Source organism: Acetivibrio cellulolyticus CD2, from assembly GCF_000179595.2.
Classification (GTDB): domain Bacteria; phylum Bacillota; class Clostridia; order Acetivibrionales; family Acetivibrionaceae; genus Acetivibrio; species Acetivibrio cellulolyticus.
In genome coordinates, this window is the sequence record NZ_JH556651.1 from 496 (window position 1) to 17255 (window position 16760).

Consider the following 16760-nt stretch of genomic DNA (forward strand, 5'->3'; position numbering starts at 1 on the left):
AATAATGATAAAATAAAAATTCAGTTACAATATGCATCACCTACGAAAGTTACAGAAACAGAAGTAAAACAGTTTTTACAATCAATCCTTGAGAGTAAAAACCTTCGTAATTACGCCTTGATGGTATTTCTTGCTTATACAGGTCTGCGAATATCAGAAGCATTAAATATAAAAATGGATGATTTCGATTTAGATGGTAAGGAATGCATTATCCGGACTGGAAAAGGAGACAAACAACGCTCAGTAATGCTCAATAGTAAAGTTATTACAGCGGTCAAAGAATATTTAAAAGTCAGAAGTAATATTTCTACGGCTAATGGTTCTAATTATTTATTTGTAAGTAGAAAAAACAAAAAGCTTGATAGAACTACCGTAAATAGAATCTTTAAAAAATATAGTAATAGTATTACACCTCACCAACTAAGACACTTTTTTTGTACTAATGCACTTGAAAAAGGTATGTTGGCTCATGAGGTTGCAAATCAGGCAGGACATTCAAATATTCATACCACTCTTCTATACACAAATCCAGATAAAAAGAAACTAATAGATAAAATGGAACGACTATGATTGTGAAATATTACCATTTACTTTGCCCCTGGTGACACGGATGCTCCCACTACCCCAACAAAGAAGGGTAAATACAAGGTTAGAGATGGACTGGATGCTTTAGAAGGCAGATTAGCGCCAAAATCCTTCTTCAGATGCCACAGAAGTTACCTGGTTAACTTAAATTACATAAGCAAAATAATGCCTTGGATAGGACAGAACAGTCACGTTTCTGTAATTGATGGTTTCCCTTATGAAATACCTATTAGTCGTAATAAGATCAAAGATATGAAAGATACTTTAGGAATATAGTTCACTCGGCACGTTTGGTACTTATGAAAAATCAAAGGGATGTATCAGATTGTGATTCTTCAACATCCCTCTGAATATGTTTTATGCAATTCGGGAATAATAAATTAACTCTCTACCGGATATTTTATTATTAAGCCTAATAACCGGCTTCTAAATAACGCAAAGTCAATAGAATTTATGGAATTATCACCATTTAAATCAGCAGCAGTTTTAAATTGCGCTGCTGTCTCTGGGTCTGAAGGGAAGTGTACCGTTCCAAGCAAATAACCTCTCATTAAAGCAAAGTCTATTGAATTTGCTTGACCGTCAAGATTTAAATCACCAAGTATTACTTCTGGTGTTGATGTTGGTGTTGGCGTAGGTGCCTTGGTGTTAGTTGGGGTTGGTGTTGTTTCAGGTTCACCAGGCTCTTTTCCAAAAACCTTGATATTGCCTTCATAAAGTGCAACATTTTCTGCTCTGACAGTTTTTGAACCAAGTCCTTGGGCAGACCAATCGTTAGTTGAGTCCATTTTATTGCTGGTGTCATTTATGGATAAATATATTGTTTTAGAATAGGAATTATATCCTCCGGGGCACAAAGGTACGCCCGTTAAGTCTATCAATATATAATACACATTTCCGGAATAGGGGAACGGACCTTTAATAGTTCCGCCAAAATCGCTATTGGAGGACTTAACTTGAATATTACTTATAGAGTCACTGTCTAGTGTAAAGAAATATTTTGCAGTAAGGTTTGAAGTTATACGAGGAGGCCATGAAGTTTTATTGACAATTGTAATTGTTGGCTGGTAACCCCAAGTTCCGCCAGTGCCAGTTACTCCTTCCACATATAACTCAAGGTCATCCCTTTTTTCAGGCTGTGGAAATACACTATCGTCTAAAGGTGTTCCTCCAAAATCCATTGTAAGTCGAGCTAAGTCTCCTGTAAAAGCAGCGTTGTAATCACATGCTACTTCGCTAGTTACATAGTCCTCGCGAGAATCTGTATACGCATCGTCAGAACCAGGTCCGCCAACCAATGCGCCGGTTAATGTATGACGGCTTGCAGCAGGAATTTGTATTGAAGCTGTCCATGAGCCGTGTGCACCTCTATGGTGAGGACTTTGAGGCCACTTGTTCCCAAATCCGATAAGATAGCTCATTTTCCCCGGGTTATCTCCAAGAATATAATTTATCTGGGATACTGCAAAACTATGATAACGTTCTTTTAACGTGGAATCACTTATATAGTCACTGTATACAAATGCCAAAAAAGATGCGGTTGCTGAATAACGCAAAGATCCCCATTTATCTAAAACTGCAAGACCGCCAGGACTATAGGTGATTTTTTCGCCATTAGTTCCAACTGACCACCAATCAAGGTTCTTTTGAGCATATTTATTATACAGGTCTTTACCTGTTTCTCTTGCAAGAAGTACAGAAAGCCCAAAATACTTATCATTCCAATTGTGTGTCCACTTATACTCACGGTGTTCAGGAGTTGTTCCGAGAAGTTTGATATATTCAGAGTAGAAAGCCTCAGATTTGGTTAAATATGATGAACCGCTTCCTGACTCTTTGTTTTCCAGTGCCTTATAAATCCAATATGCGCCCCAGCCCAGATCATCTATGTAACCGTTATAAGAGTGGTAGAATGCATTGGCATCGGTAATTGACTTGTCATATTCACCACGGTATTTGTCAGCAAAGTCATATAATATTTTTGCGTTAGTAAGCAAGGTGTTGGAATAATCTTCATCATACGGTTTGAAAACTATAGATGATGCAGCCATTGCAGCAGCTGTTTCTGCCGCCAATTCTGAACCGGGTTTCTCAGGTGAAATTGAATATGCAGGACGTGGCATAGTCATAACCTCGGGTGATCCCCAGAATGAATGGTCATCCGAACCTTTGCCGACTTGGCCGTAAAATTGTGCTGTTGCACCATTTTTAATAACGTGACATTTAATAAAATAGTCATTAACATAACGTAGGTTGTTAAGAAGGCTCTCCATCTGATTGCTTTTTACATAGCCATCCTTATATTCAATTGCTCCCCATGCAAGCATTGTAGTTGATGCAGCCATTGGAAATCCGAATTTAACATGGTCTCCTGCGTCAAACCATCCGCCTGTAAGGTCCAGTCCAACATCGGCACCATCTTCCAAAGCGGCATCTCCACGCCATTCAACTCTGTTCCATTCAGGCAGCTTGCCGGATTGTTGCGCTTCATAGAACATAATAGACTTTTGCAGTGCTTCCGCATAGTTATAGCTGGCCGAATATACCGGTATTTCAGGCATTACAAGAGCGGCCAACAAAACTGATGTCAAAATTGTACTTATAATTCTTTTCATACTTTGCCTCCCCTTTTGATTAAGTTACTGTTTTCTATTTATATTTATAATTATATCGCTTTTTATGGCAGCACGTCTATGATTATGTATTGTATAACTAAAAAAGTTGCAAGGGTAATTCTGGCTTGATATAGCAATCTATTTTGTACTAAGCAATAAGTATTACTATTCACATAAAATCTCCTATCTGCATATCTTAATAATAGGTTTTAAATATCGGTGAGGATATAGTCTCAATGGAGGGATTTTTATGTCAAAAGGTAAAATAAGACACATGTTTCCGGGTGGAAATACATCACAGGGTTTTTTCAGCTATTACGATTACATATTGAGTCAGGAAGAAGCAACCAGGATAATTTGTATTAAAGGTGGACCGGGTGTAGGTAAGTCTACATTTATGAAAAAAATTGGAGTAGAGATGCAAGATAGAGGTTATGATGTTGAATATATGCATTGTTCAAGTGATAATAACAGCCTTGATGGAGTAGTAATTCCGGCTATAAAGGTAGCTCTTTTAGATGGTACGGCTCCACATGAAGGGATTTCTTATAAACAATAAATCCATCAATACCTTGCAAAATATTATTGTGGAGTATTGTATTGAGATATTTTTAAATATATAATTAATTGGATTTTTATTTGAGGATTTTTACGGAGGGAAATAAAGTAGATATGCCCATAATGTATAATTTTATTGATATCATAATTGCATTTATAATTGACCTTATGGTAGGAGACCCATACTGGATGCCGCACCCGGTAAGATATATCGGTTGGGTTATCAAAAAAACCGAAAGTATCTTAAGACGAATTGTTCAAAAGGGACATCCCGAACATATGGGAAGAAACGAAAGAATTACAGGTGGAATTCTGACAATAGTTACCGTATCTGCGACTTTTCTACCGGTTTTCTTTTTACTGAAAATAGCTTATTTCATCAATCCGATATTGTTTCATATTTTAAATATTTACTTCATTTACTCGGCTTTTGCAACGAAATGTCTTGCAATTGAGGCAAATAAGGTTTACTCTTCGCTTGCCGGAGGTGATTTGCATGAATCGAGAAGGCGACTTTCAATGCTGGTGGGACGCCAGACTGAACATCTTAACAAAAAGGAAATTGTCAGGGGTGTTGTCGAAACAACTGCAGAAAATACAGTTGATGGGATTATATCACCGATGTTTTATGCAATTATCGGCTCTTTCTTCGGATTGGGTGCACCTCTGGTCTGGATTTTTAAAGCTATCAGTACAATGGACTCTATGGTAGGCTATATGAACGAAAAATATATCAACTTCGGCAAAATATCGGCAAGAACAGATGATGCAGCAAATTACCTGCCTGCAAGGCTTTCAGGTGTGATTATACCAACCGCAGCCTTTTTATTAGGGCTTGATTATATAAAGAGTTTTGTTATTATGATAAGAGACAGGCATAACCATAAAAGCCCTAACTGTGCATGGCCTGAAGCTGCATTTGCAGGTGCTATGGGAATAAAGATCGGAGGTAGTAATGTCTACTTCGGTCAGCTTGTAGAAAAACCGACAATTGGTGATTCGGTAAAGGAAATAAGTGAAGATGATATTTTGAAAGCTATCAGGTTGATGTATACAACAGCAGTTATTTCACTTGTATTGGGCCTGGGAATCGCTGCGACAATTCTTTTTATATGCTAGGAGAGTATTTATAGTGAGTATAGACATACACGGCGGCAATATTTATGAAACCGCCAGGCAATATGGTTTTGATCAAAGAGAACTTATTGATTTCAGCGCAAATATTAATCCGTTGGGAATATCACGGTATTTAAAGGAACTTCTGACTGCAGGTATTGAAGACTTGGTCAATTATCCCGATATGGAATGCAATGAACTTAGAAATGAATTATCAAGATATCTTGGAGTTCCGAAAGATCTGATTATAACCGGCAATGGAGCTGCTGAAATTATCCGGCTTTTATTTGAGGTTCTTAAGCCTGAAAAACTATTCATGCCTGCTCCTTGTTTTGCGGAATATGAAAGGGCAGCGGAAAGTTCTGATACCTTAATCATATATCATGAATTGCGTGAAGAGGATGAATTCAGACTGGATATAGACAGGTTTATCCGGGATATTCCGCATAATGTGGATACAATACTGATGTGCAACCCCAATAATCCAACATCAAAGTTGATTCCAAAATCTGATTTAAAGAAATTGATTGAGTATGCATGCAATAGAAACATCAACGTGATCATAGATGAAGCATTTATAGAGTTGACTGTTGGAGGAAATGATAATTCAGTTGTAGGTTGGCTTGAACAGTATAACAATCTGTTTGTAATAAGGTCGCTGACAAAAATATTGGCGGTGCCTGGTTTGAGAATTGGGTATGCATTAGGAGATTGCTCTATAATACAAAAAATGTTGCAATGCAAGATTCCGTGGTCTGTAAATTCTTTAGCGTGCAGTATGGGCAGGGCGCTTAATGAAGATAGGGCTTATTTTGAAGCAACTTCAGAGTGGCTGCTCTCGGAAAAAGAGTGGTTTTACAGCAAATTAGCTAATATTAATAGTTTTAAAGTGTTCAAGCCAGACACCAATTTCATATTGATAAAGATATTGGATGAAAGACTTTCAGCAGCTACGCTTAGGAAATTATTGATAAAGAAGGGCATTATGATAAGGGATGCAAGTAATTTCAGGTTCCTCAATGAGAAATTTATAAGATTAGCTATTAAAGACAGGGAAGCTAATTGCAAGATTTTATCGGCTTTATCAGAAATATTATGTTGAAATTTGCACTATCAAAAGACCTAATTTAGCAATGTTAATAAGCATTAGCCGTATTTAGAAATTGCAAATTCCAGAAATGCTTAAAGAGCTTACCTTAGTGGCAAGTTCTTTTTTTATAACTATTGTTAACATTTTGAAGATGTGCAGCATAAAATGAATCAAAAAAATATCGGAGTTGATTTTAGTGTTTGTAATAGAAGAAGTGTTTCAAAGTATGGATGAAAAATGCAAGAAAAAGCAGCTTGAGGACAAACTGATAAACATAATTAAGAACACACAAAATCAACGGAAACAAAATTGTACCTATTATGCTGTAAATTTAATGGGGCAAAATAGGTAGTTGTACTTTTTTTGGGGGGTGCGGCTATCATGAACATTGCAGCAATATATTGCAGATTATCCGACGAAGATAGAAATAAACTAAATAAAGCGGACGATTCAGAAAGCATTTTGAATCAAAAAATTCTTCTTACTAAATACGCAAAGGATAATGGATGGACTGTTTATAAAATTTATAGTGATGATGACTACTCCGGTCTTGATTCAGACCGACCCGGGTTTAATCAGCTAATTGCAGATGCAAAGGCAGGAAAATTCGATATAGTATTATGCAAGAGTCAGTCACGCTTTACAAGGGATATGGAAATGGTTGAAAAATATCTTCACAATAAGTTTATTGAGTGGGGTATTAGATTTGTTGGACTTACCGATAATGCTGACACTCTTGAAAAAGGAAATAAAAAATCAAGACAAATTAACGGTCTGGTTAATGAATGGTATTGTGAAGACATTTCGGAAAATATTAAAGCAGTTTTTGATGTAAAACGAAAAAGCGGTGAGTTTATTGGATCGTTTGCTCCTTATGGCTACAGAAAAGATCCTTCAAATAAAAATAAATTACTGGTTGATCAGGGTGCAGCGCAGGTAATTAAGATGATCTATGGTTGGTATCTTGAAGGCTATGGAGTACAGCATATAGCTTTTATGTTAAACGAAAAAGGTATTCCAAACCCAACCAAATATAAAGAGTGCAGCGGATTAAATTATAAGAATTCATTTAAAACAGACGATTATGGGCTTTGGAACAAAACCACGATTAAAAGAATTTTGAGTAACGAAACATATATAGGACATATGGTTCAGGCAAAACGAAAAAAAATAAGTTACAAATCAAAGAAGATGATAGCCACTCCAAGCGATAGATGGGTAAAGGTTGAAAATACTCATGATCCCATAATCGACCTTACTACTTTCATAGACGTGCAGCATAGAATTTCAGGCAGGGTTAAAACTGCAGGAGACGGTAAAACTCATTTGTTTGCGACAAAAGTAAAGTGCATGGATTGTGGAAATACTATGTTGAAAGTAACTTCCGGCAAATATACATATCTTCGATGTAAATTGTATGCTGCAGCCCCAGGTAAAAGCTTATGTACAAGTCATTCGACACGGCTGGACGAATTGACAGACTGCATATCAAGCAGAATAAAAGAGCTTCTAAACCGCTATATTGACGTTGATAGTGCTGCAATGAGATTAGAGCGTGAACAAGAGACAGAGTACGATCATAGGACATTTTACAAAGAACTTGAGAAGGTTAAGAAGGACATAATGGAAAAGGACTGTATAATCAGAAATCTATATGTTGATAAAACCAGAGGACTGATTAATGAAGAACAGTTCATTGAGCTTAACAACGGCTTTATAGATGAAAGGAGAAAGCTTGTTGATAGGCAAAATAGCCTCCAAAAGGAGATTGAATTAATAGAGTTAAATCAAGGAGCCAAGGAGAATTATAGTGATATAATAAAGGAGTCTCTCAACTTTAAAGAATTAACGCATACAATAGTAAATGGAATGATTGACTACATAGAAATCGGAGAAAAGACTGAAGAAGGGCAAAAAATAAAGATTCATTGGCTGTTTTAAAGGCAAAAAATAAAAACAGACTTGCTTTTAAGACAAATCTGCTTTTTGGAGATTTGCAAATTTTGTTATGCAGTCCAACCGATTGGAACTACCTTGTAGCTAATAACACTACTAACGGAGTCCGGGATGTTTTTGATAGTAAAGACAACTATTGCAAACGTCTGGCCAATGAACAATGGGGCTCCGGCGGCTCCGGACAAAATAAATTCTACTCCTTCACCTGCATCAGTATCAATCTCATGCCTGTGGCTTACTAGTAATTTTCTTACCTTGCCACCTTTTAATGATTTGTATAATTCATCTTTTCCGTTTTTATCCTCCATACCGTCTTTCCATTTATCTGTTTTTGGAGGGATATGAATACTTACAAAGCAATTACGGTGTGCATTTTGTAATGTATTGTTTAAAAAACTAATTTCATCTGGAAGTAAGGTTCTAAGAGTTGGCCATACATTATTTAACGAAATAAAGGTTAGATGGTAAGGGTCGTTAGCGACGTTGATTGCATACCGTAAATCCCCGATGATTTTTTTGTAGTTATCTACAAAATATTTTTTATTCTGGTTGTCGTACACATCATGATTTCCGATTGTCACGAAAACAGGTGTATCACCGGCGTAAGCCTGCACTGCAGTTTTAAAGCTTGTAAGTTGTTCTTCAGTACCGTTAAACACTGCATCGCCTCCGTGAATAATGCACAGTGGATTGTATTTTTTTGCTTCAGTCATGGCCACATGTAATATTTCAGATCCTGTTGTACTTGGGTTTGCAAGCTCTCTTTGTGGGCTTTGTCCTGCCCCTACGCCTGGACTAAACCAGCTATCTCCCATAAAAACTATATTGTATTCAGATGAAGGTATTTTTTGATTTTGAACTATATCAAGATAAAGATTAGTTGAGTCTTCTAATAACGTTGCCATAATAATTGACCTCCATTAATTAATTCAGATAAATTGGATCAAGTATGTGAATGCGGTTTTATAGTTGTTTCATGTTGTTTGATTTAATATATAAACATAGAGCGTACCATTCAATCTTGCTATCTTTTCATCTGAAGAAATGCTGATATCCTCTGCATTTTGGAAATATGCTACTAATCCGTAATTGATATCAGGAGTGCAATCAATTGTGGAATATGCGATAGTGCTATCAATACAAACTGAAGTCTCTCCACAAACGACAGTAGTGTCATCGTATGGATGATGGGCAGAAGGGTTGCCGTCGGGTCCTAATGGCCTGCCGGTAATAAACGTATACAATCTTATCAGCACACCTCCTTTGACTTTTATTTGCCTGATTTTTACCGGGTAAGACAAATTGCAGCCATTACAATTGCAGTCTTCAGGTACGCTTATTTTTGAATTTGGATTCCATATAACAGTTTTGACAAGAGAGGTACAATCTTTGAGAATTGTAGTATTTCCTCCTTCTTCTTCATAATCAAGTTCATACCCCCGTGGAATAGTAACAATACATGAGAATGGTATTGGAGCTACATTGCACTCTACATATTCTGATTCGGAGCAAGGGCAGTCTTTTCTTTTCTTATAAATATCAGCAGATTTTAGATTGGCGTTTGAATCCTTGTATTTCTTTTGAGTTCCCATAAACTCCCTACGCTTTAGGTCAACCTCATAAAAATCACACATGGCAGGTAACATCTCCCTAAGTTAACATAATTGGCAATGGATTAGTATATCTTATGATTAAGAAGTGTTTTATGTTACCTGAAAAATTGGAATAGTAGAAAATGCCATTCAGTCATAAGATTCTGATCCCATGCTCCAACTTGCTTTGAATCTGAAGCACAGGTAGTTGTATCTTCTCCCATATTTCCTGTAACCTGATTTTAAAAATATTATTTGCAACTCTAGTTATACCGCTTCTCAGATTGTCATTTCAAATAGTATATGATAAACTAAATTTTAGAAAGAATTACCTTAAATTTAAAAAAGAACAAATTATACAGAAGTGAGGGGAGTAAATTATGTATAATAACACTAATTTTATCAGATTTTATAAGAAGATGACGATCTTTGCGGTTGTTCTGGCGATGTGTTCGACCTTGATACAGGGAGTTACGGTGTCGGCAGAGGACATCTTGTTTAACTTATCTGGCGGAGCGATAAGAATTGAAAGTGGAACAAGCCCAAATACTATTAAGGTTATACAAGGCGACGTGACAAAAGATAACCTTTCTGAAGAAACACAAGTCACTATAACTGGAACCTATTCTGGCACTACAAGTAGCGAAGATGTGATTTATATCGCCCCGAATGTTACAACAAGTATCAAGCTAAATAATATAAATATTAGTTTTTACTACACCTGTTATTTCAGTTCCGCTTTCAATATAGACGGAGGAAATGTTACTCTTGAACTGATTGGTGAAAACGTCCTTCAAAGCGGTGTATATGCGGCTGGCTTGCGCGTTTCAGAAACCGCATCGTTGGTAATCAATGGCAGCGGTAGTCTTGTCGCTTCCGGAGGCGACGGCGGTGCCGCAGGTATTGGTGGCAATAGTTACAACCATAAAAGTCGTAGCGACAATTGCGGTACAATCACGATAAACAGCGGTACGATAACTGCACAAGGAGGTTCTCATAGCAGTGCAGGCATAGGCGGCGGTTATAGAGGTTCTGGCGGTAATATTATTATTAATGGCGGTACCGTCAAAGCACTGGGAAACAGCGGTAGCAACAGCAAAGGTATCGGTAACGGAGGTATCAGCGGAGATAATCTTAGTGGAGGCACTCTTACCATGAACGGAAATGCAGTTGTGTTCGCCACATCTATAAGCGATGATTCTCCAAAAACTCAGGGAATATTATTTAATGGTGATAACGGCGTGATGTACGGAAATGTTACGGTAGAACATGACGTAACTATATCGAACAACATGACGCTTGCGTTATACAAAGGAGATCTCACTATTGCCAAGGGAGCTGCCCTTACTAATAACGGAACTATAATTCTCGGAGAAGGCACTTCGGTTCTATACGGCGGTGATACATACGGAATATTAACTGGCAGCGGACAAACAGGAAACATGGTAACCATAGCAGAGATATTGGGCGTAGCGGCGCCAGTGGCAGGAGCGACTCCGGCTACTACTATTACGGAGACCTCGCAATACACAGGCACGGTGAAATGGTTGCCTGCTCACAATGTATTTCAGAAGGGAACCAGCTATACCGCAACCATAACCCTAACCGCAAAACCTGGCTTTGTATTAACCGGTGTACCGGCGAACTTCTTTACAGTTACAGGTGCTACTGCAGTCAATAGTGCGAGTTCAGGCGTAATAACGGCGGTATTTTCGGCGACTAATGTGAGTAACAGTATTTTTGATATAACAGGAGGGGCAATCAGAATCGAAAAAGGCACAAATACAGATACTTTTAAAGTTTTGTGCGGAGGTAGTTTAGTCAAGGACAACATCTCGAAAGAAACACAAGTCACTATAACAGGGAGCTGTTCAAACCTCTCTGGTGACGGAATATATGTTGCACCTGGAGTAACAGTGAATATTATGTTGTGCGATGCAAATATTAATTCTTCCTGTGCTTTTAATATGTCCGGAGCGATTGTAAATCTTGAATTGGCTGGTGAAAATACGCTTATAAGTAATGATTATGATTCAGCAGGGCTACGTGTGCCGGCAGGTGCGTCGATAACAACATTAGGAGAAGGAATCCTCACTACGAGAGGCGGTGCATGGGGGGCGGGCTTCGGTGGTAATAATGCTGAATCAGCTGGCAATATCACCATAAATGGCGGCACAATTATAGCATACAGCAGTTCCTTTGGAGCAGGTATCGGCGGTGGTGCTTACGGCGGGGCAGGTGGCAACATCACCATAAATAGCGGCAAAATTACCACATATGGCGATCAAGGCGCGGGAATTGGCGGGGGATTATCAGGTTTGCCCGGTAAAATAATCATAAACGGCGGCACAATTATAGCAAGCGGAGGGTCGTATGCAGCGGGTATCGGCGGTGGTTATAACAGTAGCACTAACATAGACGGCAGTATAACTATCAATGGCGGTACAATTACCGCCACAGGCAGCTATGGAGCAGCTATCGGAAGTGGAGGCTACGACGGACTAAGCTGCCCTATTGCTATAAATGGTGGAATGGTTAATGCAAACAGCATTGGTGGAACTGGATCCTATAGAAATTCCCCTGATAACGGTGCTTTTACAATGAATGGCAACGCTATAGTATTTGCCTCATCGGTCAGTGACAGCTCACCCAAAACCAAAGGAATACTTTTTAATGGTAATAACGGCGTGATGTACGGAAATGTTACGGTGGAACATGACGTAACTATATCGAATAACATGACGCTTGCGTTATACAAGGGAGATCTCACTATTGCCAAGGGAGTTGCCCTTACTAATAACGGAACTATAATTCTCGGAGAAGGCACTTCGGTTCTATACGGCGGCGATACATACGGAATATTAACTGGCATCGGACAAACACGAAACATGGTAACCATAGCAGAGATATTGGGCGTAGCGGCGCCAGTGGCAGGAGCGACTCCGGCTACTACTATTACGGAGACCTCGCAATACACAGGCACGGTGAAATGGTTGCCTGCTCACAATGTATTTCAGAAGGGAACCAGCTATACCGCAACCATAACCCTAACTGCAAAACCTGGCTTTGTATTAACCGGTGTACCGGCAAACTTCTTTACAGTTACAGGTGCTACTGCAGTCAATAGTGCGAGTTCAGGCGTAATAACGGCGGTATTTTCGGCGACTAATGTGAGTAACAGTATTTTTGATATAACAGGAGGGGCAATCAGAATCGAAAAAGGCACAAATACAGATACTTTTAAAGTTTTGTGCGGAGGTAGTTTAGTCAAGGACAACATCTCGAAAGAAACACAAGTGACTATAACAGGGAGCTGTTCAAACAACTCTGGTGACGGAATATATGTTGCACCTGGAGTAACAGCGAATATTATGTTGTGCAATGCAAATATTAATTCTTCCTGTGCTTTTAATATGTCTGGAGCGATTGTAAATCTTGAATTGGCTGGTGAAAATTCGCTTAGAAGTAATGATTCTGATTCAGCAGGGCTACGTGTGCCAGTAGGTGCATCGGTGACAGTCTACGGAGAAGGAAAACTCACAGTAAATGGAAGTGGTTGGGGCGCAGGTATCGGCGGTAATTCTGGCGAATCCGGCGGAAATATTACATTAAACAGCGGTATGATTACTGTGTACGGTGGTTCTTTTGGAGCAGGCATTGGCGGCGGCGATAATGGCTCGGGAGGTAATATAACGATAAACAACGGAACGATTTCCGCAACCAGTGGCAACACTGCTGCAGGCATTGGCGGTGGCGATGACGGCACAGCTGGGACTATAATCATAAACGGAGGAATTATCACAGCAAACGGCGGAAGTTACGGGCCTGGAATAGGTAACGATTTTTATGGAACTGGTAAGGATGTTGGCAGCGTCACTATAAATGGTGGTATGATTAGTGCAAATAGTATCGGTAATGGTGACTACAATGGACCGGTCTGTTCTATCGCTGTTAACGGTGGAACTGTTTCTGCATCGAGCATAGGTGGTGCTGGTGGGAGTGGCAGTTCCTCTGATAACGGCGCTTTTACAATGAATGGCAACGCGGTTGTAATTGCTTCTTCTGTTAGTGACAATTCACCAAAAGCTAAAGGAATACTCTTTATTGGCAACAGCGGAGTGATGTATGGGAATGTTACAGTTGAACAGGACTTAACTATACCCAATAATAGGATCCTTGCATTACGCGCTGGAACCCTTACCATAGCTAAGGGCGTCACCCTCACCAATAACGGGATTATCATCCTTGGCGAAGGTTCCTCAATTCTTAATGGTGGCGATATATACGGCACATTAACCGGTGCTGGAAAAACACAAAACATGGTTAGCATACCTGAAATAAATGGTGTCCCTGCTCCTGTGCCGGGGGAGGTTCCTGTTACGATTGTCAAGGAATCTTCACATTATACCGGCACAGTGCAATGGTCGCCTGCACACAAAGTGTTTCAAGCAGGCGTCGGCTACACAGCGACAATTACCCTTACTGCAAAACCTTACTTTGTATTTACTGGCGTACCAGCGAATTTCTTTACCCTCATGGGCGCAAGCTCTGTAAAAAATAACGCTGATTCAGGCGTTGTGACTGCAGTGTTTTCGGCAACAGATGCTAAAAATAATTGCTTTGACTTATCTGACGGACCCATCAGAGTTGAAAACGGCTCATCTTTTAATACTATGAAAATTAAATACGGCAGAGGGTTAGTCAAGGATTACCTTTCGCCAAATACGCTAATCACTATTACAGGCAATTATTTGGGCGATTCAAACAGCACTGTTGATGCTATTTACGTTTCTCAAGCAGCAAACATAAAAATGAACAATGTCAATATAAGCGTTAACGCCAGCAACCGCAGCGCGTTTAACATAGACGGCGGAAGCGTGACACTGGAATTGATAGGTGAAAACATTCTTAAAAGTGGGAGTAGCGCGGCAGGTTTACGTGTACCGGCGGAGTCATCACTAACAATCAACGGGAACGGAAGCCTTACTTCAACTGGGAATTCGGGTGGCGCTGGCATTGGAGGTAACTCATCAGAAGCTTGTGGAGCGGTCACAATCAACGGTGGTGTGATTACGACTAAAGGCGGCAGCAATGCTATGGGTATCGGCAGTGGCAGCGGAAGCAGCAACGGTGGAACACTTACCATGAACGGCGACGCTATAGTGTTTGCTTCATCGCTAAGCGATAATTCACCCAAAACAAAGGGAATACTTTTCAACGGCAACAGTGGAATGATGTACGGCGATGTTACGGTCGAACATGACGTAACTATATCGAATAACATGAGGCTTGTGTTAAATACGGGAACTCTTACTATTGCCGCGGGGAATACCATTACTAACAATGGAATAATACTTCTCGGAGAGGGCACTTCGGTTTTATTCGGCGGTGATAAATATGGCACATTAACTGGCAGTGGACAAACGCAAAATATGGTAACCATAGCAGAAATATTAGGAGTAGATGCACCCGTGCCAGGAGCGGTTCCGGTTACAACTATTACCGAAACCTCGCAATATACGGGTACGGTGAAATGGTTGCCTGCTCACAATGTATTTCAGAAGGGAACCAGCTATACCGCGACAATAACCCTGACACCTAAATCCGGTTTTGTATTTAACGCTGTACCGGCAAACTTCTTTAAAGTCACAGGTGCTACTGCACTCAATAGTGCGGGTTCAGGTGTAGTAACTGCTTTGTACTTAGCGACCGATGTACCAAATAATATTTTTGATATAACCGAGGGAGTAATTAAAGTAGAACATGGTACAAATGCTAATACGGTCAAAGTTACATACGGCAACGGAGCAACAAAAGACAATATACCAAGAAACTCGCAAATCATTATAACTGGGAATTATACAAGCATTTCAGGCTATGGGGATAACGCGGTTTATGTCGCTTCGGGTGTAACTGCAAATATTTGTTTGGTTAATGTAAATATTAATTTGTCCAATTCGTACAGTAGTGCATTCAATATAGACGGAGGACATGTTAATTTGGAATTATGCGGTGAAAATGTTATAAGATCCGGTTGGCCCGAAGTAGGCATGAGTGTTCCAGAAGGTGCATCTGTTACAATTTCGGGTAGTGGCAGTCTTGATATTGCCGGTAATGCAAGATCAGCTATTGGTACAGATAGAGGACAAAACGTTGGCAATATTACAATCAACAGCGGCACAATTATTGCAAGAGGCGGTACTAACAGTGCGGGCATTAGCAGCACAGGCGGAACTGTCACTATAAACGGTGGTATGGTTACGGCAACTAACGGCGGTGGCTCTCCTTCTGGTGCAGGTATTGGAGGAGACGCACATAATTCAGCCGGAAATCTTATCGTAACCGGCGGTATTGTAAACGCCACCGGCTCTGCAGGCATTGGCAGCTGCCAATATGCAGCAAGTATGGGTACATTTACACTCAACGGCAATGGAATTGTTTTTACAAATTCTGTAAGGACTGATATTGAAGGCATAAAAGGCATACTTTTTATCGGTAACAGCGGTACTGTATACGGCAATGTTACCCTTGAGGAAAATACAACGATACCAAGCAGCAAAACGTTGACAATACCAAATAGTGCATCTTTGCTCATACCCGAAGACGTAACGCTCACAAATAACGGAACAGTAACACCTTCAAATGGCTCCACAATGACAGTTTTCGGCTTGGTTTCAGGCAAAAAAATAGATGGCGTAAATGTAACTGCACTTTCAGCAAATAGAATAACCCATAATAGTGTTACGTTAAATGCGGTAGACCTGTTGGCGGCGACAGGTCAAAGCGTTGAATACGCTTTTAGCACGAGCAATTTCGTTCCTTCAAGTGGCTGGCAGAACACGCCATATTTTACTGCACTTAATCCGGGCACAACCTATTACTTCTTTGCCCGCTCAAGAGAAGACACTAATTTCCGTGCGGGAATGACTGGTAGCTTGCCAGTTATAGTAAATACAGATAAATTGCCTATTGGTGATGTTGATGGAAGTGGTACTGTGAACAGTGTTGATTTTGCGTATATGAGGATGCATTTGTTGGGAATGATAAAAGACTTTGAGCCAGACGATGATATTTGGGTATCAGATGTTAATGGTGATGGAACCTTCAACAGCATTGACTTTGGTTTTATGAGACAGTTCCTGCTTGGTAAAATAGAAAAGTTTCCAAAGTAAAAACCTCTTTATGTTGAGGAAAATGGAGACACTAAGGATTCTGCAATCGTAATAGAAGCAGGTGATAAAATCAGTG

Annotated in this window: 9 protein-coding genes and 2 pseudogenes; 7 read left to right on the top strand and 4 right to left on the bottom strand. The window is 39.7% G+C overall.

Annotated features, from left to right (window positions below; genetic code table 11):
- Positions 1-570 (top strand): tyrosine-type recombinase/integrase (locus ACECE_RS0200015; protein ID WP_010242970.1); only part of this gene is annotated, 570 nt, incomplete at its 5' end.
- 15 nt (positions 571-585) lie between these two features.
- The gene (locus tag ACECE_RS32215; RefSeq protein ID WP_407636639.1) at positions 586-861 is read left to right on the top strand and encodes a LytTR family DNA-binding domain-containing protein; all 276 of its coding nucleotides are present in this window, start codon (positions 586-588) and stop codon (positions 859-861) included.
- A 104-nt stretch (positions 862-965) separates the two neighbouring features.
- Here the strand turns inward: ACECE_RS32215 and ACECE_RS0200020 are convergent, their stop codons facing one another.
- Positions 966-3200: a glycoside hydrolase family 9 protein gene (locus ACECE_RS0200020; protein WP_010242977.1), complete on the bottom strand. Its 2235-nt coding sequence runs from the start codon at positions 3198-3200 to the stop codon at positions 966-968.
- 250 nt (positions 3201-3450) lie between these two features.
- On the opposite strand from ACECE_RS0200020, the pseudogene ACECE_RS0200025 reads away from it, so the two are divergent.
- The 4 genes and pseudogenes from ACECE_RS0200025 to ACECE_RS0200045 all read left to right on the top strand — a co-directional run.
- Positions 3451-3735 (top strand): annotated as a pseudogene (locus tag ACECE_RS0200025) (P-loop domain-containing protein); the annotation flags it as partial.
- A 146-nt stretch (positions 3736-3881) separates the two neighbouring features.
- Positions 3882-4877: an adenosylcobinamide-phosphate synthase CbiB gene (cbiB, locus tag ACECE_RS0200030; RefSeq protein ID WP_040427855.1), complete on the top strand. Its 996-nt coding sequence runs from the start codon at positions 3882-3884 to the stop codon at positions 4875-4877.
- 13 nt (positions 4878-4890) lie between these two features.
- A complete protein-coding gene (gene cobD, locus ACECE_RS0200035; protein ID WP_010242987.1) occupies positions 4891-5976 on the top strand; it encodes a threonine-phosphate decarboxylase CobD in 1086 nt (361 codons plus the stop codon).
- A gap of 369 nt (positions 5977-6345) precedes the next feature.
- Positions 6346-7905 (top strand): recombinase family protein, encoded by a 1560-nt coding sequence (locus tag ACECE_RS0200045; protein WP_010243003.1) that lies wholly within the window; start codon positions 6346-6348, stop codon positions 7903-7905.
- Positions 7906-7970: 65 nt separating this feature from the next.
- Here ACECE_RS0200045 and ACECE_RS0200050 read toward each other — a convergent pair whose 3' ends face one another.
- The 3 genes and pseudogenes from ACECE_RS0200050 to ACECE_RS32220 form a co-directional block, all read right to left on the bottom strand.
- Positions 7971-8825: a metallophosphoesterase family protein gene (locus tag ACECE_RS0200050; RefSeq protein WP_010243005.1), complete on the bottom strand. Its 855-nt coding sequence runs from the start codon at positions 8823-8825 to the stop codon at positions 7971-7973.
- Between the two features lie 69 nt (positions 8826-8894).
- Positions 8895-9554: a hypothetical protein gene (locus tag ACECE_RS0200055; protein WP_010243007.1), complete on the bottom strand. Its 660-nt coding sequence runs from the start codon at positions 9552-9554 to the stop codon at positions 8895-8897.
- Between the two features lie 101 nt (positions 9555-9655).
- A pseudogene (locus tag ACECE_RS32220) lies at positions 9656-9801 on the bottom strand (Tn3 family transposase); the annotation flags it as partial.
- A gap of 91 nt (positions 9802-9892) precedes the next feature.
- On the opposite strand from ACECE_RS32220, the gene ACECE_RS31565 reads away from it, so the two are divergent.
- Positions 9893-16684 carry a dockerin type I repeat-containing protein gene (locus ACECE_RS31565; RefSeq protein ID WP_010243014.1) on the top strand — a complete coding sequence of 2264 codons (6792 nt, stop codon included), beginning with the start codon at positions 9893-9895 and terminating at the stop codon, positions 16682-16684.
- Positions 16685-16760 lie beyond the last annotated feature (76 nt).